Origin of the sequence: Pseudomonas weihenstephanensis (assembly GCF_016812185.1) — a bacterium.
Classification (GTDB): Bacteria; Pseudomonadota; Gammaproteobacteria; order Pseudomonadales; family Pseudomonadaceae; genus Aquipseudomonas; species Aquipseudomonas weihenstephanensis.
In genome coordinates, this window is record NZ_JAAEBV010000004.1 from 1 (window position 1) to 25981 (window position 25981).

The 25981-nt window shown below is 58.6% G+C and carries 25 protein-coding genes; 13 read left to right on the top strand and 12 right to left on the bottom strand.

The window, feature by feature from the left end:
- Positions 1–119: 119 nt before the first annotated feature.
- Together GYN01_RS13670 and aptA are read right to left on the bottom strand one after the other, a co-directional pair.
- Entirely contained in the window at positions 120–1613 is a 1494-nt protein-coding gene (locus GYN01_RS13670; RefSeq protein ID WP_048400349.1) for a CoA-acylating methylmalonate-semialdehyde dehydrogenase, read from the bottom strand.
- Positions 1614–1694: 81 nt separating this feature from the next.
- The gene (gene aptA / locus GYN01_RS13675) at positions 1695–3044 is read right to left on the bottom strand and encodes an omega-aminotransferase AptA (protein WP_048364310.1); all 1350 of its coding nucleotides are present in this window, start codon (positions 3042–3044) and stop codon (positions 1695–1697) included.
- 123 nt (positions 3045–3167) lie between these two features.
- Here aptA and GYN01_RS13680 point away from each other — a divergent pair, with 123 nt between their 5' ends.
- From GYN01_RS13680 to GYN01_RS13690, 3 genes are all read left to right on the top strand, one after another.
- Entirely contained in the window at positions 3168–4088 is a 921-nt protein-coding gene (locus GYN01_RS13680; RefSeq protein ID WP_048400351.1) for a LysR family transcriptional regulator, read from the top strand.
- 61 nt (positions 4089–4149) lie between these two features.
- On the top strand, positions 4150–4752 hold the full coding sequence (locus GYN01_RS13685) for an IMPACT family protein (RefSeq protein WP_048400352.1): 603 nt from the start codon (positions 4150–4152) through the stop codon (positions 4750–4752).
- Between the two features lie 409 nt (positions 4753–5161).
- On the top strand, positions 5162–5845 hold the full coding sequence (locus GYN01_RS13690; RefSeq protein WP_048364313.1) for an SDR family oxidoreductase: 684 nt from the start codon (positions 5162–5164) through the stop codon (positions 5843–5845).
- 34 nt (positions 5846–5879) lie between these two features.
- On the opposite strand, the gene GYN01_RS13695 is transcribed toward GYN01_RS13690, so the two are convergent.
- Complete coding sequence (locus GYN01_RS13695; RefSeq protein WP_203307306.1) at positions 5880–6965, bottom strand: calcium:cation antiporter; 1086 nt, start codon at positions 6963–6965, stop codon at positions 5880–5882.
- A 223-nt stretch (positions 6966–7188) separates the two neighbouring features.
- On the opposite strand from GYN01_RS13695, the gene GYN01_RS13700 reads away from it, so the two are divergent.
- The gene (locus GYN01_RS13700) at positions 7189–8142 is read left to right on the top strand and encodes an adenosine deaminase (RefSeq protein ID WP_048400356.1); all 954 of its coding nucleotides are present in this window, start codon (positions 7189–7191) and stop codon (positions 8140–8142) included.
- A gap of 69 nt (positions 8143–8211) precedes the next feature.
- Here the strand turns inward: GYN01_RS13700 and GYN01_RS13705 are convergent, their stop codons facing one another.
- Positions 8212–9117: a LysR family transcriptional regulator gene (locus GYN01_RS13705; RefSeq protein WP_059761701.1), complete on the bottom strand. Its 906-nt coding sequence runs from the start codon at positions 9115–9117 to the stop codon at positions 8212–8214.
- 122 nt (positions 9118–9239) lie between these two features.
- On the opposite strand from GYN01_RS13705, the gene GYN01_RS13710 reads away from it, so the two are divergent.
- Both GYN01_RS13710 and GYN01_RS22690 read left to right on the top strand, forming a co-directional pair.
- Positions 9240–10253 carry a zinc-binding alcohol dehydrogenase family protein gene (locus GYN01_RS13710; RefSeq protein ID WP_048400358.1) on the top strand — a complete coding sequence of 338 codons (1014 nt, stop codon included), beginning with the start codon at positions 9240–9242 and terminating at the stop codon, positions 10251–10253.
- Positions 10254–10377: 124 nt separating this feature from the next.
- Positions 10378–10548, top strand: a complete 171-nt coding sequence (locus tag GYN01_RS22690; protein ID WP_371260596.1) for a hypothetical protein — start codon at positions 10378–10380, stop codon at positions 10546–10548.
- A gap of 1 nt (position 10549) precedes the next feature.
- Here GYN01_RS22690 and GYN01_RS13715 read toward each other — a convergent pair whose 3' ends face one another.
- Positions 10550–11746: a multidrug effflux MFS transporter gene (locus tag GYN01_RS13715; RefSeq protein WP_048364318.1), complete on the bottom strand. Its 1197-nt coding sequence runs from the start codon at positions 11744–11746 to the stop codon at positions 10550–10552.
- Between the two features lie 121 nt (positions 11747–11867).
- Positions 11868–12071 carry a heavy-metal-associated domain-containing protein gene (locus GYN01_RS13720; RefSeq protein ID WP_048364319.1) on the bottom strand — a complete coding sequence of 68 codons (204 nt, stop codon included), beginning with the start codon at positions 12069–12071 and terminating at the stop codon, positions 11868–11870.
- Between the two features lie 145 nt (positions 12072–12216).
- On the opposite strand from GYN01_RS13720, the gene GYN01_RS13725 reads away from it, so the two are divergent.
- The 3 genes from GYN01_RS13725 to cueR all read left to right on the top strand — a co-directional run bounded on the left by GYN01_RS13725 (position 12217) and on the right by cueR (position 15497).
- Positions 12217–12597: a hypothetical protein gene (locus tag GYN01_RS13725; protein WP_048364320.1), complete on the top strand. Its 381-nt coding sequence runs from the start codon at positions 12217–12219 to the stop codon at positions 12595–12597.
- Between the two features lie 97 nt (positions 12598–12694).
- A complete protein-coding gene (locus GYN01_RS13730) occupies positions 12695–15082 on the top strand; it encodes a heavy metal translocating P-type ATPase (RefSeq protein ID WP_275296439.1) in 2388 nt (795 codons plus the stop codon).
- Positions 15083–15095: 13 nt separating this feature from the next.
- Positions 15096–15497, top strand: coding sequence for a Cu(I)-responsive transcriptional regulator (gene cueR / locus GYN01_RS13735; RefSeq protein ID WP_048364321.1), 402 nt, complete (start codon positions 15096–15098; stop codon positions 15495–15497).
- Positions 15498–15510: 13 nt separating this feature from the next.
- Here cueR and GYN01_RS13740 read toward each other — a convergent pair whose 3' ends face one another.
- From GYN01_RS13740 to GYN01_RS13750, 3 genes are read right to left on the bottom strand one after another with little or no spacing between them, the layout of a single operon-like run.
- Entirely contained in the window at positions 15511–16317 is an 807-nt protein-coding gene (locus GYN01_RS13740; RefSeq protein WP_048400361.1) for a sulfite exporter TauE/SafE family protein, read from the bottom strand.
- A gap of 7 nt (positions 16318–16324) precedes the next feature.
- On the bottom strand, positions 16325–17890 hold the full coding sequence (locus GYN01_RS13745; protein WP_082149351.1) for a bifunctional protein tyrosine phosphatase family protein/NAD(P)/FAD-dependent oxidoreductase: 1566 nt from the start codon (positions 17888–17890) through the stop codon (positions 16325–16327).
- Positions 17891–17939: 49 nt separating this feature from the next.
- Positions 17940–18269 (bottom strand): ArsR/SmtB family transcription factor, encoded by a 330-nt coding sequence (locus tag GYN01_RS13750; RefSeq protein WP_048364323.1) that lies wholly within the window; start codon positions 18267–18269, stop codon positions 17940–17942.
- Between the two features lie 92 nt (positions 18270–18361).
- On the opposite strand from GYN01_RS13750, the gene GYN01_RS13755 reads away from it, so the two are divergent.
- A complete protein-coding gene (locus GYN01_RS13755) occupies positions 18362–19225 on the top strand; it encodes an MBL fold metallo-hydrolase (protein ID WP_048400363.1) in 864 nt (287 codons plus the stop codon).
- A 46-nt stretch (positions 19226–19271) separates the two neighbouring features.
- Here the strand turns inward: GYN01_RS13755 and GYN01_RS13760 are convergent, their stop codons facing one another.
- Together GYN01_RS13760 and GYN01_RS13765 are read right to left on the bottom strand one after the other, a co-directional pair.
- On the bottom strand, positions 19272–20165 hold the full coding sequence (locus GYN01_RS13760) for a PA4780 family RIO1-like protein kinase (protein WP_048364325.1): 894 nt from the start codon (positions 20163–20165) through the stop codon (positions 19272–19274).
- Positions 20166–20372: 207 nt separating this feature from the next.
- The gene (locus tag GYN01_RS13765) at positions 20373–21167 is read right to left on the bottom strand and encodes an AraC family transcriptional regulator (protein WP_048400365.1); all 795 of its coding nucleotides are present in this window, start codon (positions 21165–21167) and stop codon (positions 20373–20375) included.
- Between the two features lie 82 nt (positions 21168–21249).
- Between GYN01_RS13765 and GYN01_RS13770 the strand changes: the two genes are divergently transcribed.
- Positions 21250–22281: a bile acid:sodium symporter family protein gene (locus tag GYN01_RS13770; RefSeq protein WP_048400367.1), complete on the top strand. Its 1032-nt coding sequence runs from the start codon at positions 21250–21252 to the stop codon at positions 22279–22281.
- A gap of 59 nt (positions 22282–22340) precedes the next feature.
- On the opposite strand, the gene GYN01_RS13775 is transcribed toward GYN01_RS13770, so the two are convergent.
- Positions 22341–23615: an acetyl-CoA C-acetyltransferase gene (locus tag GYN01_RS13775; RefSeq protein ID WP_048400369.1), complete on the bottom strand. Its 1275-nt coding sequence runs from the start codon at positions 23613–23615 to the stop codon at positions 22341–22343.
- A gap of 122 nt (positions 23616–23737) precedes the next feature.
- Between GYN01_RS13775 and GYN01_RS13780 the strand changes: the two genes are divergently transcribed.
- A complete protein-coding gene (locus tag GYN01_RS13780; RefSeq protein WP_203307307.1) occupies positions 23738–25090 on the top strand; it encodes a 3-oxoacyl-ACP reductase in 1353 nt (450 codons plus the stop codon).
- 3 nt (positions 25091–25093) lie between these two features.
- On the top strand, positions 25094–25948 hold the full coding sequence (locus GYN01_RS13785) for a MaoC/PaaZ C-terminal domain-containing protein (RefSeq protein WP_048400373.1): 855 nt from the start codon (positions 25094–25096) through the stop codon (positions 25946–25948).
- The last annotated feature ends 33 nt before the right edge of the window (positions 25949–25981 follow it).

Sequence of the window (25981 nt, forward strand, 5' to 3'; positions counted from 1 at the left end):
CCGCTGGAATCCTGCGTCAAGCACTGATTTCATATTTTTGTCATATCGTCATATAAGTGCCGAAATGCAGAGGCCAGCCTTACGGCTGGCCTCTCGTCATCAGCGCACTGACCTGCGCCTTACAGGCTCGGGAAAGCGAACTGCGATGCTTCATGACTGGCGCGTTGCGGCCAGCGCTGAGTAATTGCTTTACGACGCGTATAAAAACGTACCCCGTCCGGCCCATATGCATGCAGGTCACCAAACAAGGAGCGCTTCCAGCCACCAAAGCTGTGATAGGCCACCGGCACAGGTAACGGCACATTAACCCCCACCATCCCCACTTCGATCTCATCACAAAACAGACGAGCCGCCTCGCCATCACGGGTAAAGATGCAAGTTCCGTTACCGTACTCGTGATCATTGATCAACTGCATCGCAGCCTCCAGGCTATTCACCCGAACGATGCACAAGACCGGTCCAAAAATCTCCTCTTTATAGATACGCATTTCTGGCGTCACACGATCAAACAGGCAGCCGCCCAAAAAGAAGCCTCCCTCGTGATCCTTAACACTCAGTCCGCGCCCATCAACCACCAGCTCTGCACCAGCCGCTACACCCTGCGCCACATAGCCGCTGACCTTGTCACGCGCCGGGCCAGATACTAATGGCCCCATGTCCAAACCGCATGAAGTTCCCGCGCCAATTTTGAGCGCCTTGATCTGCGGAACCAGCTTGGCCACCAACGCATCCGCAACCTGATCGCCCACACACACAGCAACAGAAATCGCCATGCAGCGCTCGCCACACGAACCATAAGCCGCACCCATCAACGCACTCACCGCATTGTCCAGGTCAGCATCCGGCATCAGCACCGCATGGTTCTTCGCACCACCCAGCGCTTGCACACGTTTGCCGCGCTTGGTCCCTTCGGCATAGATGTACTCAGCAATCGGCGTCGATCCTACAAAACTCAGGGCTTTGACTTCCGGCGCCTCGATCAGTGCATCCACAGCGGCCTTATCGCCATGAACCACGCTCAAGACCCCCTTGGGCAGCCCCGCCTCTTGCAGCAACTGTGCTATCAGCAGTGTTGAACTTGGATCACGTTCCGAGGGTTTCAAGATGAAACAGTTACCGCACACAATCGCCAACGGGTACATCCACAGCGGAACCATGGCTGGAAAGTTGAAAGGCGTAATCCCGGCAACCACACCTATCGGTTGAAAGTCTGACCACGCATCAATGTTCGGCCCTACGTTACGACTGTACTCACCCTTCAAGATTTCCGGAGCCGAGCACGCGTACTCAACGTTCTCAATCCCACGTTTCAACTCGCCCGCAGCATCCTCTAGCGTTTTGCCATGCTCTTCACTGATCAGCTGCGAAATGCGTGCTTCGTTCTGCTCCAGCAACTGCTTGAACCGGAACATCACTTGAGCGCGCTTGGCTGGAGGCGTATTACGCCAGGCCGGAAACGCCGCCTTGGCCGTGTCTATGGCTTTTTGAATGGTCTCGCGGTTGGCCAAAGGCACCTGGTGAATCACTTTGCCAGTCGAGGGGTTAAACACATCCGCCGTACGACCGGCATCACTCACCATCTCACCATTGATCAAATGTTGAATCGTGCTCATTGCAACTCCAAAAACATGCTTGCAGGCGTGAACGGTACACGCCTGTCCAAAAACGAAAATGTCTCTTCTATATAGAAGGGATCAGTCGACCTGATTCAACGCCTCACCCACTGCATCGAACAATCGATCCAATTCTTGGGGTTTGCTGTTAAACGTTGGCCCAAATTGAAGCGTGTCACCGCCAAAGCGCACGTAGAAACCCGCCTTCCACAGTTTCATTGCCGCATCGAAAGGCCGCACGATCGCATCGCCATCTCGCGGGGCAATCTGAATCGCACCGGCCAAACCATAATTGCGAATATCGATTACGTTTTTAACGCCTTTCAAACCATGCAACGCATTCTCAAAATACGGCGCTATTTCAGCCACGCTTTGTACCAGGCTTTCTTTTTGCAGCAGGTCCAGCGCGGCAATCCCCGCAGCACACGCCACGGGGTGCGCCGAATAGGTATAACCGTGTGGGAACTCAACCGCATACTCAGGCGTAGGTTGATTCATGAATGTCTGATAAATCTCGGTTGTCGCAATAACGGCGCCCATCGGAATCGCACCGTTCGTGACCTGTTTGGCGATGCACATCAAGTCCGGTGTGACGCCGAAGCTGTCAGCGCCGAACATCGAGCCGGTACGACCAAATCCGGTAATCACCTCATCGAACACCAGCAAGATGTTGTGCTGATCGCAGATTTCACGCAGACGTTTCAGATAACCCTGCGGCGGCACCAGGACACCGGCCGAACCCGCCATCGGCTCGACAAACACAGCGGCGATGTTCGACGCGTCATGCAACTCGATCAACTTGAGCAGTTCATCAGCCAACGCAATTCCGCCCAACTGCGGCATACCGCGCGAGAATGCGTTGCTGGCTAATAGCGTGTGCGGTAAATGATCGACGTCCGCCATGGCCTGACCAAACATCTTACGGTTGCCGTTCACACCGCCCAGGCTCGTGCCGCCAATATTCACGCCGTGATAACCACGGGCACGGCCAATCATTTTGGTCTTGGTCGACTGGCCTTTCAGGCGCCAATAAGCACGCACCATTTTCACTGCGGTATCCGCACACTCGGAGCCCGAGTCCGTATAGAACACATGATTGAGCGTACCTGGCGTCAGCTCGGTGATTTTCTCGGCCAACTGAAACGACAGCGGGTGTCCATACTGAAAGGCCGGCGAGTAATCCAGCGTGCCCAATTGTTTGGCGACCGCTTCCTGGATCTCGGTGCGGGTATGTCCAGCCCCGCATGTCCACAGACCTGACAATGAATCGTAAATTTGCCGACCTTTGTCATCCGTCAGATAACTGCCTTTTGCGCCGATGATAAAACGCGGGTCGCGATGGAAGTTACGGTTTGCCGTGTAAGGCATCCAGTGAGCATCCAGCTTGAGCTGGCTAGCCACGTTTAACTCGGCGTTTTCAGGCATGTTCATCAGCAAAACCTCGCAAGACAGAAAGCAGCGTGGGATCGAAATCGTTGTTGCAGCTAAATTGCCACGCCTATAAAGTCGGTGAAATGCAACTTTTCTAACCTTTAGTTAGGCATTTACTAAACTATGAGCAGCCGCCGCTCCGATGCTTTAGCGCAAGTCAGTGACTTTGATATACGCCTGCTACGCATCTTTCGCAGCGTTGTGGAGTGCGGTGGTTTTTCAGCGGCCGAAACCGTTCTTGGCATAGGCCGCTCAGCCATCAGCCAACAAATGAGCGACCTGGAGCAGCGCCTGGGTTTGCGCTTGTGCCAACGTGGGCGAGCAGGGTTTTCCCTGACAGAAGAAGGTCGCGAGGTGTATCAGTCGTCGCTGCAATTGCTCGGAGCCCTTGAAAGCTTTCGTACAGAGGTCAACGGCCTGCATCAACACCTGCGCGGCGAGTTGACGATCGGCCTGACTGACAACCTCGTTACCCTCCCCCACATGCGCATCACCCACGCACTGGCCCAACTCAAAGAGCGTGGCCCGGACGTACAAATCCAGATCCGCATGATTTCGCCGAATGAAGTCGAACAAGGCGTGCTCGATGGACGCCTCCATGTAGGGGTGGTGCCTCAGGCCAGCGCACTCTCCGGCCTGGAATATCAGCCGCTCTACAGCGAGCGTTCGCTGCTTTATTGCGCCGTTGGCCATCCGTTGTTCTATGTGGATGACCATCAGCTACCCGATAAACGGCTCAATGAACAAGACGCCATTGCGCCAACCTTTCGCCTACCGTCCGATATTCAAGCGCACTACCAGGCACTCAACTGCACCGCCAGCGCCTCGGACCGTGAAGGCATGGCGTTTCTGATTCTTACCGGGCGCTACATCGGCTACCTGCCAGACCACTACGCCAGTTTGTGGGTTCAACAAGGCCGCCTGCGCGCACTTAAACCCGCAGCACGCTTTTATGACTTGAGTCTGGCCTCGGTCACCCGCAAGGGTCGGCGCTCGCACCTGGTACTCGAAAGTTTCCTTGAGAGCCTTGAAGCGACACGCTAACGTTCGCCCACCTTGTGCCCCATCGCGATGGTCCTAAACCTGCCTCCAGCCCGGAACTGATATGCCCTCAACCCTGACCGGCCTTTGCGAGTATCGCGAAGAAATCCGTAAAAGCCGCTTTATCACCCTCGCCGCACCGATCACCAGCGCCCAACAGGCACATACGTTTATTGATCAACACAGCGACCTCAACGCCTCCCACAACTGCTGGGCGTGGAAACTGGGCGATCAATACCGCAGCAGCGATGACGGAGAACCCGGCGGCACTGCCGGACGTCCGATTTTGTCCGCGATAGAGGCCCAGGACTGCGATCAAGTTGTGGTATTGGTGATTCGTTGGTACGGCGGTATCCAATTGGGGACTGGCGGGCTGGCCCGGGCCTACGGCGGCGGGGCAAACAAATGCCTGCAAAATGCCGACAAGTTTCCCTTGGTCACGCGGGTGGCACTGCGGTGCGCATGCAGCTTCAGCGAATGGGTGTTAGTCAAACTGCGTATCAGCGAGCTAAATGGCGTACTCAGCGAAGAAACCTTTACCGCTAACGGCGTTGATTTGCAGCTGGCCATAGCCGAAGAACACATTCAGCCACTGCAACAACAACTTGCCGACCTCAGTCGCGGCAGGATTGTGCTTGAACGTTATTCACTCAAAGCGAATGACTGATCGCCCTTATTCCCACACAAACAGTTGCCCACAGCCACTGTGCACCCGACTGTGGATAACCTGAGCACACACGCCTGAAAGCCACGGCCTGCGGGGGTTACAGAAATTTGTACGTTTTATGACCAATTCCACCCACCCCACTTAAAACTGTCCTACAAACAGTGCGTTAAGCGTATTTATTGCCCTAAGACACTTATCCCGCTGCGCTTATAACCCTGCGCACGAGTTGCACACAGTTCCTGTGGAGCAACCTGTGGATAACCCGTGCAAACCCAACGCGAATGCGCTGCCTGTAAAGTCCGCCTCAGTCTGTACGTTTTTTAACCAACCCGTATGGGTGTGCATCCGCCCCGTGAAGGAGTAAAACCTTCAGCGTTGATCCCTTCCTTCCCCTATAAGGACGCAACTTATGACTGTAAAAAAAGCACTCATCATCGGCGCATCACGTGGGCTGGGCTTGGGCCTGGTGAAAGAACTTTTGAACGATGGCTGGCACGTCACGGCCACGGTTCGCAACCCGGACAATGCACAGCCCCTTAAAGCGCTCGGCGCGGTGCGTGTCGAAGAACTGGACATTGACGAGCAACAGGCCATCAAGGCGCTGAGCCAGAAACTGGACGATGAGGTTTTTGATCTGGTCTTTATAAACGCCGGTATCAAAGGCCCGGACGATCAACTCTCGGGGGACGCCAGCCTTGCCGACATCGGCCAACTGTTTCTGACTAACAGCGTGGCACCGATCAACGTGGCACAGGCTTTTGTCAGCAAAATCCAAAAATGCAGTGGCGTTCTGGCCTTTATGAGTTCCGGCATTGGCAGCATCAAGTCACCCGACGCACCAGAAATGGCGCTTTACAAAGCCAGCAAAGCCGCACTTAACTCGATGACCAACACATTTATCGGCCAACTGGGTGAAGACCGCCCTACCGTGCTGAACCTGCACCCTGGCTGGGTGAAAACTGATATGGGCGGTGAAGACGCAGAAATTGATGTGCCCACCAGCACCCGTGGCCTGGTCGAACAGGTAAACGCGTACGCGGGCAAAGGTGGCCATCACTTCATCGACTACAAAGGCCAAACCATTCCCTGGTAAGCAGGCTGGGCGGTAGGCGTCTACCGCCCTTCCGTTAAAGGCCCAACAACGACAGCATGATGAACGTTGCAAACAGCACAAAATGCGTCATGCCTTCAATTGCATTGGTCTCGCCGTCATTCAAGTTGATGGCACTGACCACCAGCGTGATCAACACCATCACCGTTTGCACCGGCGTCATCGCCATCTGAAATGGCTGACCGGTGTACAACGCCATCGCCTCCATCACTGGCACGGTCAAAATAACCGTCGACAAAGAAGCACCCAACGCCACGTTAACCACCGACTGCATCCGATTGGCCAATGCTGCGCGCAAAGCCGTCAGAATTTCCGGGGCCGCAGAGATCGCCGCCACCAGTATCGCCGTGATGACCGGCGGTGCCCCCGTCCCTTCCAAACCAAGGTCGAGGGTCTTGGACATCACTTCAGCCAGTGCGCCGATCACAATGATGCCGAACACCAACACCCCGACCGACAACGTCAAAGGGGCGGGCGAGCCTTCAGGTGCGCGCTTGCGGCCTTTTTTCTCCGGGTAGCTGTAGCTGAAAAAGTAGCTGTGCGGCCCGACTTGCATGCGCAGGAACAAGGTGTAAAGCAGCACCATCGCGCCAATGGTGAACGCCGAGTAAATTTTCCAGTCTGCTTCGGGGATAAATTCGGGCACCACCATCGACACGCCCATGGCGGTCAAAATCATCACACTGTAGGTCCGCGCAGAGTCGTCGTTGTAGGACTGCTCACCGTGTTTGATGCCGCCCATCAACGCAGCCAAGCCGAGGATGCCGTTGATATCGAGCATCACAGCCGAATAGATCGTGTCCCGTACCAACGTCGGTGATGCTTCATTGCTCATCATGATCGCGAGGATTACGACCTCAACCAGTACGGCTGACAGCGTCAGAATCATCGTCCCATAGGGGTCACCAAACTTTTCGGCCAAGACTTCGGCGTGATGGGCCACGCGCATGGAGGCACAGACGATGGCCGCGATCAGCACAAAGCCTGCGATCAATGCCGTCATCTGCCCGCTGCTGAGCAACCAATGCTCCAGCGGGAAGGCCACACACGCCATAACAATCGCCAGCAGCAGGAGTTTTTCATCTTTCAATAAAGTCAGCATCGCGAGCCTTTTACCTGAGAACCAATACACGTCGTTGGGTTACAGACTGCCGCAGCCCGCTAACGTTTCGTTACATATTAGTTCACGACCCGTGTCACTCGATGGATTCAAACCTGTGCAGTCACCGCGCTGTGGCAAATAGCTTGGTCGGGTTTTACCAAATATGTCGCAGCTGACCTGTAGAATGCCGCCATCTGCACCTGATTTGATGAGAAAAACTGTTATGTACGACTGGCTCAACGCCCTGCCAAAAGCTGAACTGCATTTGCACCTTGAAGGCTCTCTGGAACCTGAACTGCTGTTCGCCCTGGCGGAACGCAACAAGATCGCCCTGCCGTGGAACGATGTTGAAACGTTGCGCAAAGCGTACGCGTTCAACAACCTGCAAGAATTCCTCGACCTGTATTACCGGGGCGCTGACGTCTTGCGTACCTCGCAAGACTTCTATGACCTGACGTGGGCGTACCTGTTGCGCTGCAAAGAGCAGAACGTGATTCATACCGAACCGTTCTTTGACCCCCAGACCCACACCGACCGTGGCGTGCCGTTCGAAGTCGTACTCAACGGCATCGCCGCTGCACTCAAAGACGGTGAGCAGCAACTGGGCATCAGCAGCGGTTTGATCCTCAGTTTCTTGCGCCACTTGAGCGAAGAAGAAGCCGAAAAAACCCTCACCCAAGCCCTGCCTTTTCGCGATGCTTTTATTGCGGTCGGCCTGGACAGCTCGGAAATGGGCCACCCGCCCAGCAAGTTTGTGCGCGTGTTTGACCGTGCCCGTGACGAAGGCTTCCTGACCGTAGCCCACGCGGGTGAAGAAGGCCCGCCCGAATACATCTGGCAAGCCCTCGATCTGTTGAAAATCGAGCGTATCGACCACGGCGTGCGAGCGATTGAAGACGAGCGCTTGATGGCGCGCATCATCGATGAGCAAATCCCGTTGACCGTGTGCCCGTTGTCCAACACCAAGCTCTGCGTGTTTGATCACATGTCGCAACACAACATCCTCGAGATGCTGGAACGCGGTGTAAAGGTGACCGTGAACTCGGATGACCCGGCGTACTTCGGCGGTTACATGACCGAGAACTTCCACGCGCTGCACACCCATTTGGGCATGACCCAGGATCAGGCCAAGCGCCTGGCGCAAAACGGTCTGGATGCCCGTTTGGTCAAGCCGTAAACACGAGCGCCACGAACGCTGCGATCGTTTGAGCGAGCACCGCAAAACGATCGCAGCCTTGGGCCGTTGCTACAGGTCACGCGCCAACATTGCACAACGCTCACTGAGCATGTCACGCAACAATTTCACCGGTTTACTCAACTGCGCGCGGTGTGCACATAGCATATTTAACGGCGCCCGCTCGCCCTCAAGCTCTGGCATCAGCACCTTGAGCCTTCCCGCCCGCACATCTGCCGCCACGTCCAGCCAGGACTTGTAAGCAATGCCCGCCCCGGCCAACGCCCATAAACGCACCACATCAGCATCATCGCTGAACCTGTCGCCGCTCACTGTCAGCCCCAACTCTCGCTTGCCATCATGAAACTGCCAATGGTCGTGCACCCGTGTGCCGAGCATGTACAACAGGCAATTGTGTTGCAGCAATTGTTCAAGCTGGCGCGGTTCGCCAGCGCGCGCGATATAGGCGGGCGAGGCACATAACACCCGGCGATTGTCCGGCGCGACCGGCAACGCAACCAAACTGGAGTCCTCAGGTTCGCCATAGCGCAAGACGATGTCCACCGGTTGGCGAAACAGATCAACAATCCGATCCCCAAGCAGCAGCCGCACCGTCAGCTTCGGATGCTCACGCTGAAACTCATCCAGCCACGCCAGCAATACATTGCGCCCGAAGTCCGACGGTGCTGACAGCTGCAACACGCCACTCACTTGATCCTGCCCGCGCGCCAAAAGCCGTCGTCCTTCATCCAGACTGCTCAGCGCCTTACGTGCATAGTCGAGAAAGCCCTGGCCTTCTGCGGTCAAACGCAAGCTACGCGTGGAGCGCGCCAGCAAGCGCGCGCCCAGCTGAGTTTCGATCCGTTTGAGTGCCGCACTCGCCACCGCAGGCGACATGTCCATTACTCGCGCAGCCGCAGACAAGCTGCCCAGGTCAGCAGCGCGCACAAACAATTGCAGATCGTCAAAACGCAGCATGGTGAATAAAACCGTCGATTATCAAAAAAATATTGAAAGAGCCTGCTGTTTTAGCCGGTTTTACTGCGCGGTGAAATAGCGAATCATCGCCTTCTCCAGTTTCCCTTCACAGGATGCGCCCCATGAAAGCTGTCGCTTACTACCATTCGCTGCCGATTCAAGACCCGCTGGCCCTGCAAGACATCGAGCTTCCAGAGCCGGTTGCTGGGCCACGCGACCTTTTAGTGGAGGTCAAAGCGATCTCGGTCAACCCTGTGGACACAAAGGTGCGTGAAAACGTACAGCCCGACGCTGGCACGGCCAAAGTCCTGGGCTGGGACGTGGCAGGCGTGGTCAAGGCCGTCGGCAGTGACGTGAGCCTGTTCAAGGTGGGTGACAAGGTGTTTTACGCAGGTTCCATCGCCCGTGCGGGGGCCAACAGTGAGCGTCATGTGGTCGACGAGCGCATTGTCGGGAATATGCCAAAGAGCCTCGGTTTCGCTGAAGCCGCGGCACTGCCACTGACCGCCATCACCGCATGGGAGTTATTGTTTGAGCGCCTCGCCATCGCCCAAGGCCAAACGGATCTGCAACAAAGTTTGTTGATTGTCGGCGCAGCAGGCGGCGTCGGCTCCATCCTGACGCAACTGGCCAGCCAGCTCACGGCGCTTAAGGTCATTGGCAGCGCCTCGCGCCCTGACACTCAAGCCTGGGTACGCGAGCTGGGCGCCGACGTTATCGTCGACCACAGCCAGCCGTTAAGCGCAGAGCTGAAACGCCAAGGCATCGACGCCGTCACTCACGTGGCCAGTCTGACCCAAACCGATCAGCATCTGGACCAACTGGTCGAAGCGCTGGCCCCACAAGGCAAGCTGGCGTTGATTGATGACCCCAAGGCCCTCGACATCACCAAGCTCAAACGCAAAAGCCTGTCGCTGCACTGGGAGTTCATGTACACCCGTTCGCTGTTCCAAACCCAGGACATGATCGAGCAGCACCACCTGCTGAACCGCGTCGCCGAGCTGATTGATGCTGGCACCCTGCGCACCACGGTCGGCGAGCACTTTGGCGCCATCAACGCGAGCAACCTGCGACGTGCCCATGCACTGCTGGAAAGCGGTAAAGCCAAGGGCAAAATCGTGCTCGAAGGGTTCTGATCAAACACGAGAAGGGACGAATGCGGCCATTTTTCAACCGTCAGTCAGAGACTTGATGCCCGTCATATTTCATCGCGTTTTCGGGCATACACTGGCCTCCTTTGCGAACCTGAGGAGGCCAGAAATGAAAATCCTGATAAAAGCGTTAGCAAGATCCCGCGACTGCCAATGGCAGGTACAAATCGACCAGCAAGCCGTTAACTTTCGCAGTGAATCCGAGGCCAGAGCCTTTGTGGATACACTGCGAACACGCCTGCAAGCCCCGCACAGATTGCCTGAGCGCATGGCGGGGTAGATCAGATCGACGTTTGAGCGGCAATCCGCGCGGTGTACAACCGCCGGGTTGCCACCGCAATCGACACCGCCAGCACACCGCACAAGCTGATGACCATCGCCATCGGCATGGCACTGCCATCATGCAGCAACCCCACCAACCAGGCGGCCGCTGCGGCCACGCTGAACTGCAAGCAACCCAGCATGGCCGAAGCACTGCCAGCACGTGCGCCCTGCCCGCTCATTGCACACGCCGAGGCATTAGGGATGATGCAGCCAAGGCTGGCGATGCAGATAAACAGCGGGATCAATAGCGGCCACAGCTGTTCGGTGTGCAAAGAACTGATCGCCAACAGCGTCAAGCCCGCCGCCAGATACACCCACACCATGCGCGACAGCAAAAAGGCCGGTCCGCGCTTGGCCAGCAAACGGGCGTTGATTTGCGCCACCAAAATAAAGCCTGCGGCGTTACTGCCAAACAGCCAGCCGTAGTGCTCGGCGGGCACGCCATACAACTTGATGAAAACAAACGGCGAGCCCGCGATATAAGCAAACATCCCGGCCATTGCGATCCCGCCGGTCAATGCATGCCCCAGAAACTCGCGATCTTTGAGCAACCGACCGTATTGACGCAGCGCACCCGACAGGGGTTGACGCGGCACGTTGGCCGGCAAGCTTTCCGGCAGGCCCAATGCCACCGCCAAGGCCGCCAGGGCGCTGAAGCCCGTCAATACGATGAAAATCGCTTGCCAGCCATACAGATTGACCAGCAAACCACCGAGCATCGGCGCCAGAATCGGTGCCAGTCCCATGACCAGCATCAGTTGCGAAAAAACTTTCGCCGACCCCACCGCATCGCACTTGTCGCTGACAATCGCCCGCGACAGCACCATGCCCGCACACCCCCCAAGGGCTTGCACAAAGCGCGCCCCGATCAGCCATTCCAGCGATGGCGCAAACGCGCAGGCAAAGGAGGCCGCAGTGAACAGCCCCACCCCGACCAATAAAGGCAGGCGCCGACCGAAACGGTCCGCGATGGGGCCGTATACCAACTGGCCAATGGACAAACCCAGAAAATAAACGGCCAGCGTGAGCTGGATGTGTTTTTCATCGGTTGCGAATGCTTGCGCCATCGCCGGGAAGCCCGGCAAGTAAAAATCGATGGCCAAGGGGCCGAAGGCGCTCAAGGCGCCCAGAATCAGGATGGTTCTAAAATTCATCAGGTGTCCAGGTCAGGCTGCTGTCTGCGCGGCCCGATAGTCTAGCCGTGCCTGAACACCTTGAACATAAAGATAGCGAGCTAGCTAATAAAAACCTGACGCGCCAGCGGCAAAAGTTTATTCACGCATGGGTGCTACGCGCTTCAAACCCGGCCGTGGTGATGACGTCGATGATTTGCACGGCGGGCAGATGGCTATCAACTTTGACCGTATGGCTCGCCAGATCCACGTCCACTTTGGCGTCTTTGTCTAAGCTCTGCACCGCACGGGTCACTGCACCCACACAGCCGCCACAGGTCATACCGTCAACTTTAAATGTTTGCATGATGATTGCTCCTTGGTGAGAGGCTTTGAGTGTTGACCTTGCCATCGTGGCAAGGTCAAGCGTGTTGTTGCCAACCGATGCTGGCAATCTGTTTCGCGGTCGGCCAAGCTGCAAACCTTATGATTTAAAAACAGGATACGTAGCCATGCGCTGGTCCGCTTTGAGCCTAGTCAGCCTTTTGGGCCTTGCCAGCTTGCCGTTGTGGGCAAATGCGAGTGAGGACTACGGGGTGTTAATCATTTCCCGCGAACGTCTTGAGGTGCCCACCAACTGTGAGATTGGTCTCTATGTAAATGACCAATTGGCCGGACGCTTGTTCCAGGAACAAGCCACCTCTTTCAATTTCCCACCGGGCCAAATCAGCTTGCGGCTCAAGCTTTTGCCTGGGCAAGCCCCCGGCTGCTTGCCCGGCATGCTCGCGCCACCCTCACAAGCCATCACCTTGAAGGCAGGCGATGTCCGTAAATATCGCATTGCCCAGAAAGAACACGGGATGTACCTGCTACCCGCCAAGCTGGAGTATTAAGCGCCACTCAAAGGTCGGCCGTAACGATCAACAAGGGGCCTTGACCTTGCCACGGGGTCAAGGTCGATTCTATGGAGAGATAACTTCTTGAGGAGGATTGCTCGTGCCCACCCAATACGACCTGCCTATCGCTGGCATGACCTGCGCCAGTTGTGCTGGACGCGTGGAAAAAGCCCTGACCAAAGTGCCCGGCGTTACAGCGGTCAGCGTTAATTTGGCCACTGAACAAGCCCGCGTCGAAGCGCCCGCCGACAGCCTGCCCGCACTGGTTGAAGCCGTCACCCACGCCGGTTATAGCGTGCCCAGCCATAGCCTGGAACTGAGTATTGGCGGCATGACCTGCGCCAGTTGTGCGGGTCGTGTTGAAAAAGCACTGGCCAAGGTCGCCGGCGTCAAAAGCGTCAGCGTCAATCTGGCCAGTGAGCGGGCACATGTCGACCTGCTGGGCCACGTCGATCCCACCGTACTGATTGAGGCTGTTGGCCAAGCCGGCTACACCGCTCAATTGACCGAAAATGTGCAAGCCGTTGAAGACGATCAACACACACGTCTGCGCCGTGAGCGATGGTCCTTGGTGGCCGCCATTGTGTTGGCGTTGCCGCTCGTGTTGCCGATGCTGGTCGAGCCCTTTGGCCTGCACTGGATGCTGCCTGCGTGGGTGCAATTTTTGCTCGCCACCCCGGTGCAATTCATTCTGGGTGCGCGCTTTTATGTCGCCGCCTGGAAAGCCGTCAAAGCCGGTGCGGGCAATATGGACCTGCTGGTCGCGCTGGGCACCAGTGCCGGTTATGGGTTGAGCCTGTACGAATGGGCCATCGCAGCGCCCGGCAGCATGCCGCACCTGTATTTCGAAGCGTCTGCGGTGGTCATCGCCTTGGTGCTATTGGGCAAATACCTCGAAAGTCGCGCCAAACGCCAAACCGCCAGCGCAATCCGCGCGCTTGAAGCGTTGCGCCCCGAACGCGCCCTGCGAGTGGTCGATGGTCAGGAACAGGACGTAGCCATCAGTGACTTGCGCCTCAACGATCTGGTACTCGTCAAACCCGGCGAACGTTTCCCGGTAGACGGCGAAGTGGTCGAAGGTCAAAGCCACGCCGACGAAGCCCTGATCAGCGGTGAAAGCCTGCCCGTGCCCAAGCAGCCTGGGGATAACGTCACCGGCGGCGCCATCAACGGCGAAGGTCGCCTCGTGATCAAAACCCTGGCCCTGGGCACCGAAACCGTTCTGGCCCGCATCATTCGCCTGGTTGAAGACGCACAAGCCGGTAAAGCCCCGATCCAGAAGCTGGTGGATAAAGTCAGCCAGATTTTCGTCCCGGTGGTGTTGCTGATTGCCTTGGCCACCTTACTCGGCTGGTGGTTCTATGGCGCGCCGATTGAAACCGCGCTGATCAACGCCGTGGCCGTACTGGTGATCGCCTGCCCGTGCGCACTGGGCTTGGCCACACCGACAGCAATCATGGCCGGCACCGGCGTCGCGGCCCGCTACGGCATTTTGATTAAAGATGCCGAAGCGCTGGAGCGCGCCCACGAAGTCAGCGCCGTGGTGTTCGACAAAACCGGCACCCTGACCTCCGGCACCCCGCAAATCGCTCACTTCAGCGCGTTGGATGGTGATGAAGCACGATTACTGCAAGCAGCAGGCGCCTTACAACGTGGTAGCGAACACCCCTTGGCCAAGGCCGTGCTGGACGCTTGCGCTGCGCGAAACCTGAGCGTGCCCGACGTCACCGACAGCCAGTCACTGACCGGGCGCGGCATTGCTGGCACGCTGCTGGATCGGCGGCTGGCGCTGGGCAATCGTCGCCTGCTGGAAGAAACCGGCCTCAACCCCGGCACCCTTGCCGACGCGGCCACCGCCTGGGAGGCCGAAGGCCGCACCTTGTCGTGGCTGATCGAGCAAAGCCCGCAGCCCCAAGTGCTGGGCCTGTTTGCCTTTGGTGACACGCTCAAAACCGGCGCGCTGAGCGCGGTGCAACAACTCACCGAACGCCACATCAGCAGCCACCTGCTGACGGGCGACAACAAAGGCAGTGCCCGGGTCGTGGCCGAGGCGCTGGGCATTAAAGACGTGCACGCCGAAGTGCTGCCCGCCGACAAAGCCGCAACCGTGGTCGAGCTGAAAAAGACCGGCGTGGTGGCGATGGTCGGCGACGGCATCAACGACGCCCCGGCGCTCGCCGCAGCCGATATCGGGATTGCAATGGGCGGCGGCACTGACGTGGCCATGCACGCAGCGGGCATCACGTTGATGCGCGGTGACCCGCGACTGGTGCCCGCCGCCTTGGAGATCAGCCGCAAAACCTACGCCAAAATCCGCCAAAACCTGTTTTGGGCGTTTATTTACAACGTGATCGGTATTCCGTTGGCCGCCTTTGGCTTCTTGAACCCAGTGTTGGCGGGCGCCGCAATGGCCTTCTCCAGCGTCAGCGTGGTCAGTAACGCACTGTTACTGAAGTTCTGGAAACCCAAGGACCTTGAGTGAGGAGACAGTCGTCATGAATATCGGCCAAGCCGCCAAGCACAGTGGGTTGAGCGCCAAGATGATTCGTTATTACGAAGCCACCGGCCTGCTCAAGCCAGCCCACCGCAGTGACAGCGGCTACCGCCTGTACAGTGACGAGGACTTGCACACCCTGGCGTTTATCAAACGCTCGCGGGACCTGGGGTTTTCATTGGAAGAAGTCGGCAAACTGCTGGCCCTGTGGCAGGACCGCCAGCGGGCCAGTAGCGATGTAAAAGCCCTGGCGCGTCAGCACATCGACGAACTGAACCAAAAGATTGTCGAATTGAGCAGCTTGCGCGACACCCTGCAAGACCTGGTTGACACCTGCCAGGGAGATCACCGGCCCGACTGCCCGATCCTCAAAGGGTTGGAGTCGGGGAGTTGCTGCGCCTGAATCGGCTGTTTCGTCAAAGGCTCATCATGAGCACTTTGGCGAACATCAGCACACTGACCGCCGCACATAGCACCGCAAAGCCTTGTTGCAGCACCTGAGCTGACACCTTGGGTGCAATCATTCGCCCCGCGATCATCCCGGCGAGTGTTGCCGCAATAAACAACACACCGTCGCCCGACAGGCTCACGCCCTGACGCATCAAGTTGCCCAACGTACCCAGCGACACCAGCGCCACCACCATCAGCGAAGTGGACACCACCGCGTGGATACGCACGTCACTGAACTTGCGAAAAGCCGGCACGATCAGAAAGCCGCCACCCACACTCAACAACCCGGTCAGCAAACCCGACGTAGCGCCGATCGACACCAGTGTCATGCTGCACCGCGCATTCCAGGTCAAACGCCCGGTGCTCGGGTTGAGCATGCAGTTTTTCTCCAGCACACTTTCGCTCGCGTCCTCCCGCGCATCGGCTCGCGCCTGCCAAAACATGCGCCCCGACACAAACACCATCACCCCGCCAAACAGCAGTACCAGCACCTTGGCCGGTAACAGCTTGGCCAGATACAACCCCAGCGGCGAAGTGATTGAGCCGATCGTCGCCATCAACGCAGCCGCCTTGTAACGCACCAGGCCTTTGCGCAGCCCGTCCAGCGCACCCAACGCCGCTGCCGTGCCCACCGCCAACAAGGCAACAGGCGTCGCTTGCGCCAGGGTCCAGCCCAAACCCAGGGTCAACGCCGGAATCGCCAGAATGCCGCCCCCGGCACCGGTCAACCCCAGCACCACGCCCACCAACATACCTAACAGAATGATCAACATAGCCGGCTCAGTTATCCGCGCAGTCGGTGAACCACTCGCGCCCTTTGAGCATGCCTTGCCAATAAAACCACGGCAGGAAGGACGCCTTGAGGAACCACGCCGACGAGCGTGCCACGGTCGGGTCCAGCGCAAAGGTGGGCAGCAGTTTCCCGCCATAACCGAATTCGGCCAGAATCACTTTGCCTTTTTCGACCGTCAGCGGGCAGGAGCCATAGCCGTCATAACGCTTGGGCAATGCCGCGCCTTTGCGCAAAGCGATCAGGTTTTCAGCCACCACCACGACCTGCTTACGTACTGCTGCGGCGGTTTTGGCATTGGGCGTACCGCACACATCCCCCAGCGCAAATATGTCGGCATGACGCGGGTGTTGCAGCGTGGCCGGGTCGGCCTCAAACCAGCCGCCACTGTCGGCCAACGGGCTGCGGCGAATCACATCCGGTGCTTGTTGCGGCGGGACGACATGCAGCATGTCGAAGGTTTTGGCATGACGCGTGACGTGGCCGTCAGCATCGGTCACCTCAAACCACGCAGTTTTGTTCGGGCCGTCGACCTTCACCAAGGTGGACTGGAAGGCCAGCTTGGCCTTGTAGGCTTCAACGTATTTCATCAGCGGCGGCACAAAGGTGGGCACACCAAACAGCACGGCGCCCGCCAGGTTGAACTCCACGTTCATGGCATCCAGCACCCCCTGCTTGCGCCAATGGTCACAGGCCAAGTACATCGCTTTTTGTGGCGCACCTGCACACTTGATCGGCATGGGCGGTTGGGTAAACAGCGCAGTTCCGCCGCGCAGGGTGCGCACCAGCTCCCAGGTATAAGGTGCCAGGTCGTAGCGATAGTTGGACGTCACACCGTGCTTGCCCAACGTGTCTTCCAGTCCTTCGATTTTTTCCCAGGCCAGCTCCAGCCCCGGGCAGACGATCAATTGTTGATACGCCAGTTCAGAGCCATCACTCAACAGCACCACCTTGCGCTCTGGGGCGAAAGCCGACAGCGACGCCTTGATCCATGTCGCGCCTTTGGGCATCACTTCGGCGGTGGCCCGCACGGTGTTTTTAACGTCATAGGCGCCACCGCCCACCAGCGTCCAGGCGGGCTGATAGTAATGCTCGGCACAGGGTTCGACCACCGCAATGCGCAGCGCTGAATCACGTTTGAGCAAACTGGCACTCACCGAGATACCCGCCGAGCCACCGCCAATCACTACCACGTCATACGCTGCGGCTTCGCGAGGCGGTTGGGTGGCCGCCTCATACAGTTTGGAAGACCGGTTGCCCGTGCGGCAGAAGGCCAGAATCGGTGTGGGCAGTTGCGCCAGCAATGCGCGCATCTGCTCAACATCCTGCGCGGTGGCGCCACGGGTGCTTATCGGCAGGTACACAAATCTTAAGCCCAGAGCTTGCGCCGCCTGCTGCAAGGCTGCGTGCTCAGGTTGTTGGGACCCACCTTCATGATCGGGCCGGTTGCACATCACACTGGCGAATCCCAGCGCGACTAATGAGTGGAGATCAGACTGACCGATTTGACCCGCCACCGAAAAGGACGCGTCGATTCGCTTGATGTTTTGCTCCATTGAGCACTCCAGGCACCGTAAAAATGAAAAGTTCAGGTCTCGCAGCGCATCACTTTTTCAGCGCTTGGCCGCAGTACAAACCCGACAGGGTTTGCATCACAGAGACCACTTCGAAACTGGCGAGCGAGTAAAAAATAAACTTGCCCATGCGCCGGGTATTGACCAACCCTTCATCACGCAAAACGCCCAGTTGTTGAGAAAGCGTAGGCTGTCGAATACCTGTCAGCGCTTCAAGCTCGCCCACGTTGCGCTCACCCTGGGTCAGTTGGCACAGCAATAACAGGCGATCTTCGTTGGCCAGCACCTTGAGCAGCGTGCACGCTTTGGACGCAGAGTCGCGCAGTAGACCGATTTCTTCACCCGTAAGTTGAGCAGTCATGTGAGCCTCCGTGACATGATGCTCGACAGTTTACGACTCGATAATATATGTTTCAATATATTGATAACTGTATCAATTGATGTGAGGCCGCCATGCTCCCCGAAATCAAGGGCTTTTACGATCCCGCGACGTCCACCGTCAGCTACGTGGTGTACGAGACCAACGGTTGCGCCTGCGCGATCATCGACCCCGTACTCGATTACGACGCTAGCGCCGCACGTATCAGCACCCACAGTGCAGACCTGATCGCTGAGTTTGTGCAGGCACAGGGCCTGACCGTGCAATGGTTGCTGGAAACCCACGCCCACGCCGATCACCTGTCCGCCAGTGCCTACCTCAAGCAAAAACTGGGGGGCCAAATCGGCATCGGCGCGCCCATCACTCACGTACAACGGGTGTTCCGCGACATTTATAACCTTGAGCCTGAGTTCAGACAGGACGGTTCGCAATTCGACAAATTATTTAAAGCCGATGACGTGTTTTACATCGGCACCCTCGAAGTACGCGCGCTGCATGTGCCGGGGCACACACCGGCCGACATGGCCTACCAGATTGAAGGCAACAGCATTTTCGTCGGCGACACCTTGTTCATGCCCGATGTCGGCACCGCGCGTTGCGACTTTCCCGGTGGCGATGCGCGCCAGCTGTATCAATCCATCAAACGCCTGCTGGCGCTACCGACCGACACCCGCTTGTTCATGTGCCATGACTACCCGCCCGAAGGCCGTGACGTCGCGTGGTCAACCACGGTTGGCGAGCAACGCGCGAGCAATATCCATGTGAATGACAGCATCGACCTTGAAGGTTTTGTGACGATGCGCACCACCCGTGACGCCACGCTCTCAGTGCCGCAGCTGCTGATCCCGGCGATTCAGATCAACATCCGCGCGGGCAACCTGCCACCGGCCGATGACAGTGGCTTGTGCAGTTTGAAAGTGCCGCTGAACCGGTTTTGAACGGGCACAAAAAATCCGGCCTAAGCCGGATTCTTTATTCCGCGAATCACTGCATCCAGGGCGGAGGCGGCTCTTCGGTTTTGCCAGGGGGCGCATCATCGGCAGCACGTACCGCCTGACGACGTTCTTCGTCCAGACGTGCTGCTTCAATCTCACGAATAACGCCGCCGACATCTGCCAGCTCGTCCGGCTCGTCAAACTCGCCTGTCAACACGCTGCCAGGGTGCAAGGTGCCCGCTTCGTAAAGCGCCCACATTTCCTTGGCATATTTGGTGCTCTTCAATTCAGGCGCAAAACGCCCGAAGTAAGACGCCATGTTGCCCACATCACGTTCCAGCATGCTGAACGCGTGGTTGTTACCCGCTGCATCAACCGCTTGCGGCAGGTCAATAATGACCGGGCCCGTCGGTGTGAGCAGTACGTTGAACTCGGACAAATCACCGTGAACCAGACCGGTGCACAGCATCAGCACAATCTGCTGAATCAGAAACGCGTGGTATTCACGGGCCTGATCCGGCTCTAGCACGACGTCGTTCAGACGCGGCGCAGCGTCGCCGTATTCATCGGCCACCAGCTCCATCAACAGCACGCCCTCAAGGAAGTCGAACGGTTTGGGAACCCGCACACCCGCGCCCGCCAGACGGAACAGGGCGGCAACCTCGGCGTTCTGCCAGGCGTCTTCGGTTTCTTTGCGACCAAACTTCGAGCCTTTGGCCATCGCTCGGGCCTGACGGCTATTGCGAACCTTGCGACCCTCCTGATATTCGGCGGCCTGACGAAAACTTCGTTTATTAGCCTCCTTATAAACCTTGGCGCATCGCAGCTCATTGCCGCAACGGACTACGTACACAGCTGCTTCTTTACCACTCATGAGTGGGCGCAGCACCTCGTCGACCAGACCGTCTTCGATCAGGGGTTCTAAGCGTTTTGGAGTCTTCATCAGCTTTTATTGAGGGTCCTTTATTACCAAACACGCGAATGTCACTCGTTATACGGCAATCCGCGCATCTCGGGGAGAGGGGCACCGTGTTCCAAGTCGCTTGCAAGCACTCCCTGTGCGCATAAATCTCGTCTGTCGCCTCGTGCGTCAAACGCTCTGGATGATAGACGAGCGCCAGATTTTGAACAGCGTCTAATCCTTGCGGCCTCAACCTTGGCGAAACAGCTCCCCCGGTGTAAAGCCAAACATTTTTTTGAACGCCGCGATAAACGCCGAAGTGGACTCATACCCGCAGGACAGAGCGGCACGAGTGACATGCCCACCCTCCTCCAACACCCGCAATGAGGCCAATAAGCGCGCCCGCTGACGCCAGCCGCGAAAGCTCAAACCTGTCTCACGCTGAAACAATCGCATCAGGGTTTTATCTGACATGCCCAAACGGGCCGACCACAGCCCCACGCTGACTTCGGCATCGGGTGTTGCAATTAATTCATTGCACAACACCAGCAATCGCGCATGACGCGGTAACGGCAACGAAAAACCGACCTCAGGCAAGTTCGCCAACTGGTCCAGCAGCACCTGCACCAGCCGCTGCTCGGGGCTACCGCCTTCGGGGTAGTTCACCGGCATTGCACAAAAGCTTTTAATCAACTCGCGGGCCAGTGGCGTGACCTCCAGCACCCGGCACTGTTCGGGCGCCCAAAGACAATCCTCGCGGCGCACATACACGCTGCGCATTTCCGCGCGCATCGAGGTGAGCACCTCATGCTCCAGCCCCGCCGGAATCCAGATGCCCCACTGCGGTGGCGCAAAGAAGCTGCCTTCGTCGGTATGCACGCCCAGCACGCCGCTAATGGCGTAGGAAAACTGCACCCAATCGTGCTGATGGCGTGGCGTCCACGAACCCGCCCCCAAACTCTCGGCACGCGCATAGAGCGGGCGCGGCAGCACAGCAAGCTCAGGTATCGCCCGCTGGGGGCCACGTTGTCCGTTTGGCGGCATGGATTGGCCTTATATCGCAAGACGACTATTAAGGCCGACGTTAGGCTATGTCATCAATTCTTACAATGTCCCGGTACCTGCCATGTCCGTGCTCAAACACTTAAAACGCGTATTCACCGACTGGTTTCTGTGCGGCATGTTGCTGGCGACATTGCTGGCGTATGTGTTTCCGCGTTTCGGCAGCACGGGTGGCGCCATGCACGCCGAATGGGTGATCAACATCGGTGTGTTTCTGGTGTTTTTCCTGCACGGGGTCAACCTGTCCAGCGAGCAAATCAGTCACGGCCTGAAAAACATGCGCCTGCACCTGATGGTGCAAGGCTTCACCTTCATCGTCTTCCCGCTGCTGTGGCTGCTGGCCGACACACTGCTGGGCACACGCATTGCGCCGTTGCTGATGCTCGGTTTCTTCTACTTGTGCGCCTTGCCATCGACCATTTCTTCTTCCGTGGCGCTCACCGGCAGCGCAGGCGGCAACGTCCCTGCGGCGATTCTGAATGCCAGCCTGTCGAGTGTGCTGGGGATATTTTTGACCCCGTTACTGGTGAGTTTCGTGGTGGGCAGCGGCTCGGGCGGGATTGATCTGGGTGCCACCCTGCTCGACCTGTGCGCCATGTTGCTGCTGCCCCTGGTGCTTGGCCAACTGGTGCGCCCGCTGTTGGGGGGCTTCTTCGCCCGTCACAAGCGATACACCAACATCGTCGACAAAGTGGTGATTCTGCTGCTGGTGTACGCCGCGTTCTGCAACTCGATGGTCTCGGGGATGTGGCAACAACAAGGGGCTGCGGTCATCCTTGGCGCCTTCATCGGCAGCGCGTTGTTGCTCGCAGCCATCCTGTGGATGACCACCCGTACCGCCCGCGCCCTGAAATTCAGCACGGCGGATGAAATTGCCGCGGTGTTCTGCGCCAGCAAAAAATCACTCGCCGCCGGTGCGCCGATGGCCGCGCTGATCTTCGGGGCCAACCCGGGGTTGGGGCTGATTTTGCTGCCGATCATGATCTACCACCCATTGCAGTTGATCGTGTGCTCGGTGATGGCAGAGAACTACGCAACGCGCACTCGGCAAGAGGCACAACACCTCGTTCGCGCGGCGGCCCCCGCTCCGTTGTAGGCGCTGGCGAAGGGGGCGAGTGTTTGAACCTCTAAAGGCTCGCAGCCTTCGGGCCTGGGTTAACGTTCGATGATGGCGGTTACACCCTGCCCGCCCGCCGCACAGATCGAGATCAACCCGCGGCCACGGCCTGCGGCGTCGAGTAACTTGGCCAAGTTGGCCACGATGCGCCCGCCCGTCGCGGCAAACGGGTGCCCCGCCGCCAGCGAGCTGCCTTTGACGTTGAGCTTGCTGCGCTCAATGGCACCCAGCGGTGCGTCCAGGCCCAGCCGGGTTTTGCAATACTGGGGGTCTTCCCACGCTTTCAACGTGCACAGCACCTGCGCGGCAAACGCTTCGTGAATCTCGTAGTAGTCAAAGTCCTGCAAGCTCAAGCCATTACGCGCCAGCAGCCGTGGGACGGCATACACGGGGGCCATCAGCAAACCTTCGGCACCCTGCACGAAATCCACCGCTGCCGTTTCGCCGTCCCGCAGATAAGCCAAAATGGGCAACCCTTGGGCCTTGGCCCACGCTTCACTGCCCAGCAACACGACCGAGGCGCCGTCGGTCAGCGGCGTGGAATTGCCCGCCGTCAGCGTGCCTTTGGCACTGCGCTCAAATACCGGCTTAAGGGCAGCCAATTTTTCCAGGGTCAAATCCGGGCGCAGGTTGTTGTCACGGGTCAGCCCCAGAAACGGCGTGACCAAATCATCTTCCCAGCCCTCGTGATACGCCGCCGCCAGCGCCTGATGACTGTGCAAGGCCAAGGCATCCTGCTCGGCGCGCGGGATGGCCCAGGTTTGCGCCATCAGCTCACAATGCTGGCCCATCGACAACCCGGTGCGCGGCTCGCCATTACGCGGGAACGCAGGCTTGAGAAACTGCGGGCGCAATTGCAACACCGTCTTGAGCTTGTCCAGCGGTGCCTGGGTGCGATTGAACTGCAACAGCCATTTGCGCAGGCCGTCATTCAACCCGATCGGCACATCGGACGTGGTGTCGACACCGCCTGCAACCCCGCACTCGATCTGCCCCAGCGCAATTTTGTTGGCCACCAGCAAGGCCGCCTCCAAGCCGGTGCCACACGCCTGTTGCAGGTCGTAGGCCGGGGTTTGCGCGCACAGCCGCGAGCCGAGCACGCACTCACGCGTGAGGCCCAAATCCCGCGAGTCCTTCAGCACGGCCCCGGCCACCACTTCGCCCAACCGTTGGCCGTGCAAGTTAAACCGTTCGATCAGCCCTTCCAGCGCGGCCGTCAACATCGCCTGATTACTGGCGTTCGCATACGGCCCGTTGGCGCGGGCAAACGGAATTCGATTCCCGCCAATAATCGCCACACGGCGCAGAGTCATACGTTTTCCCCTTTGATTGAGTCGCCACTTGTCGTTACAAGCGTAGGCGTTATCACCCTTAACGAACGACCCTTGTCTTTTAGTGGTCAACCCTTTGAACCCCATGTGCCGGAGAGTGTTCCATGTCAGACCGTTATATCGACTTCGCCAACTCATTCCTCGGCCAGCGGCTGGTCAGTGCGGTAGGGCTTGCGTCACCGGTGCGACTGGAACGCTGGCAGGCTGGCCGCTTGCGCCCGGTCGAAGGCCCATTACTGCTTGGCGGCGGACCGTTGGTCGGGCAAATCAATCACTTTGCCAGCAAGCTCACCGACGCGGTTTTCAGTTATGGCCCCGAACCGCTGGTGGTCACCCCGTGGATTCCAGGCCAAGGCCCAACCCTCAAGGCCGTGGTGTTTGATGCCAGCCACCTGCTGCACACCGATCAACTCAAGCAGCTGCGCGAGTTTTTTCAGCCATTGCTGCGCAGCCTGCAACACAGCGCCCATCTCGTGATACTGGGCCGCGCGCCCGAAACCCTGAGCGACCCGTTTGCCGCCAGCGCCCAGCGCGCGCTCGAAGGCTTCAGCCGTTCATTGGCCAAGGAGCTGCGCAACGGCAGCACCCTGCAACTGGTGTATGTGGCCGAGGGCGCCGAGGACCAGCTCGAAGGTGCGCTGAGGTTCTTTCTGTCACCCAAAAGCGCGTTCATCAGTGGCCAAGTGTTACGCCTGACCCCGTGTGCAACCCACGTCACCGATTGGACGCGGCCGCTGGCCGGGCGCAAGGCATTGGTCACCGGGGCGGCGCGCGGCATCGGTGCCGCCATCGCCGAAACCCTGGCCCGCGATGGTGCCGAGGTCACGTTGCTCGACGTACCGCAGGCCAAAAATGACCTTGAAGCGCTGGCTGCGCGTTTGGGCGGGCGCAGCATCACGCTGGACATTTGCGCGCAAGACGCCGCCACACAGCTCATCGGGCAATTGCCGGAGGGTGTCGACATCGTGGTGCATAACGCCGGTATCACGCGGGACAAAACCTTGGCCAACATGACCCCCGAGTTTTGGGACGCGGTGTTGGCGGTCAACCTCAACGCCCCGCAAGTGCTGACCAAAGCCCTGCTGGACAGCGGCACCCTGCACGATGACGGCCGGGTGATTGTGCTGGCGTCCATCAGCGGCATTGCCGGTAATCGCGGGCAGACCAACTACGCCGCCAGCAAAGCCGGGCTGATCGGTTTGGCCCAAGCCTGGGCACCATTGCTGAGCGAGCGCGGCATCAACATCAATGCGGTGGCACCGGGGTTTATCGAAACCCAAATGACCGCGCATATTCCGTTTGTGCTGCGTGAAGCAGGCCGACGCATGAGTTCACTGGGCCAGGGCGGCTTGGCGCAAGATGTCGCCGAAGCCGTGGCGTGGCTCAGCCAACCGGGGTCAGGCGCGATCAGCGGGCAGGCGCTGCGCGTGTGTGGCCAAAGCCTGTTGGGGGCATGAGCCATGAACGTTAAGTGGCTCGACCTCGACACTGCGCCGCACTTGCCCGCGCTCTATGCCCATGCCGCGACCAAACGCAGTATCACCGGTGACACGTTGCCCGAAACAGGATTGCGCTGCTGGGTGGCGGTTCAAGCCAAACCGCTGCAAGCGTTTCGCGCTGTCTGCGACGTGCCCGATAGCCCGCTTTTACCGCCAACGTACCCCCATGTGCTGGCCTTCGGGCTGCAAATGCAGTTGCTGAGCGACCCGCACTTTCCTTTCCCGTTGCTGGGGCTGATTCACCTGAGCAATCAGATTCGGGTGTTACGGCCTATGGGCGGCGTCACCCAATTGCGCATTGGCGTCTACGCCCACAACCTGCAAAAGCATGCCAAAGGCGCGACGTTCGACGTGGTGACACAGGTGGATGACCTGCTCGGCCCGCTGTGGGAAGCGCAAAGCACCTTGCTGTGCAAAGGCGTGGAAATGCCGGGCGAGGTACCCGAGCATGCCGCCAGCGTGGTCAGTGGCATGAGCGAACTGACGCGCGGGTACGCGGCAAACGACATTGGGCGCCGCTACGCGAAAGTGTCCGGTGACTACAACCCGATTCACCTGAGCACTGCCAGCGCCAAGCTGTTCGGTTTGCCGAGTGCCATCGCCCACGGCTTGTGGCTCAAAGCCCGCACGCTGGCGGCACTGGGTTCACACCTGCCCGCAGCGAATATTGAGATCACCGCCGACTTCAAAAAACCGGTGCGCTTGCCCAGCGAGGTGATTTTGCTGACCAGCGCGGCAGGGTCCAGTGGCGACTTTCAGCTCAATGGCCACGGGGACCTGGTGCACATGACAGGCCGCTGGCGACCGTTGGGATAACGCGTAATCGCGGCGGTAAACCCCGTAGGCTGC

Bases quoted from the DNA above. Each gene is read 5' to 3' on its own strand.
- GYN01_RS13670 (WP_048400349.1), bottom strand. From the start codon at position 1,613: ATGAGCACGATTCAACATTTGATCAATGGTGAGATGGTGAGTGATGCC.
- aptA (WP_048364310.1), bottom strand. From the start codon at position 3,044: ATGAACATGCCTGAAAACGCCGAGTTAAACGTGGCTAGCCAGCTCAAG.
- GYN01_RS13680 (WP_048400351.1), top strand. From the start codon at position 3,168: ATGAGCAGCCGCCGCTCCGATGCTTTAGCGCAAGTCAGTGACTTTGAT.
- GYN01_RS13685 (WP_048400352.1), top strand. From the start codon at position 4,150: ATGCCCTCAACCCTGACCGGCCTTTGCGAGTATCGCGAAGAAATCCGT.
- GYN01_RS13690 (WP_048364313.1), top strand. From the start codon at position 5,162: ATGACTGTAAAAAAAGCACTCATCATCGGCGCATCACGTGGGCTGGGC.
- GYN01_RS13695 (WP_203307306.1), bottom strand. From the start codon at position 6,965: ATGCTGACTTTATTGAAAGATGAAAAACTCCTGCTGCTGGCGATTGTT.
- GYN01_RS13700 (WP_048400356.1), top strand. From the start codon at position 7,189: ATGTACGACTGGCTCAACGCCCTGCCAAAAGCTGAACTGCATTTGCAC.
- GYN01_RS13705 (WP_059761701.1), bottom strand. From the start codon at position 9,117: ATGCTGCGTTTTGACGATCTGCAATTGTTTGTGCGCGCTGCTGACCTG.
- GYN01_RS13710 (WP_048400358.1), top strand. From the start codon at position 9,240: ATGAAAGCTGTCGCTTACTACCATTCGCTGCCGATTCAAGACCCGCTG.
- GYN01_RS22690 (WP_371260596.1), top strand. From the start codon at position 10,378: ATGAAAATCCTGATAAAAGCGTTAGCAAGATCCCGCGACTGCCAATGG.
- GYN01_RS13715 (WP_048364318.1), bottom strand. From the start codon at position 11,746: ATGAATTTTAGAACCATCCTGATTCTGGGCGCCTTGAGCGCCTTCGGC.
- GYN01_RS13720 (WP_048364319.1), bottom strand. From the start codon at position 12,071: ATGCAAACATTTAAAGTTGACGGTATGACCTGTGGCGGCTGTGTGGGT.
- GYN01_RS13725 (WP_048364320.1), top strand. From the start codon at position 12,217: ATGCGCTGGTCCGCTTTGAGCCTAGTCAGCCTTTTGGGCCTTGCCAGC.
- cueR (WP_048364321.1), top strand. From the start codon at position 15,096: ATGAATATCGGCCAAGCCGCCAAGCACAGTGGGTTGAGCGCCAAGATG.
- GYN01_RS13740 (WP_048400361.1), bottom strand. From the start codon at position 16,317: ATGTTGATCATTCTGTTAGGTATGTTGGTGGGCGTGGTGCTGGGGTTG.
- GYN01_RS13745 (WP_082149351.1), bottom strand. From the start codon at position 17,890: ATGGAGCAAAACATCAAGCGAATCGACGCGTCCTTTTCGGTGGCGGGT.
- GYN01_RS13750 (WP_048364323.1), bottom strand. From the start codon at position 18,269: ATGACTGCTCAACTTACGGGTGAAGAAATCGGTCTACTGCGCGACTCT.
- GYN01_RS13755 (WP_048400363.1), top strand. From the start codon at position 18,362: ATGCTCCCCGAAATCAAGGGCTTTTACGATCCCGCGACGTCCACCGTC.
- GYN01_RS13760 (WP_048364325.1), bottom strand. From the start codon at position 20,165: ATGAAGACTCCAAAACGCTTAGAACCCCTGATCGAAGACGGTCTGGTC.
- GYN01_RS13765 (WP_048400365.1), bottom strand. From the start codon at position 21,167: ATGCCGCCAAACGGACAACGTGGCCCCCAGCGGGCGATACCTGAGCTT.
- GYN01_RS13770 (WP_048400367.1), top strand. From the start codon at position 21,250: ATGTCCGTGCTCAAACACTTAAAACGCGTATTCACCGACTGGTTTCTG.
- GYN01_RS13775 (WP_048400369.1), bottom strand. From the start codon at position 23,615: ATGACTCTGCGCCGTGTGGCGATTATTGGCGGGAATCGAATTCCGTTT.
- GYN01_RS13780 (WP_203307307.1), top strand. From the start codon at position 23,738: ATGTCAGACCGTTATATCGACTTCGCCAACTCATTCCTCGGCCAGCGG.
- GYN01_RS13785 (WP_048400373.1), top strand. From the start codon at position 25,094: ATGAACGTTAAGTGGCTCGACCTCGACACTGCGCCGCACTTGCCCGCG.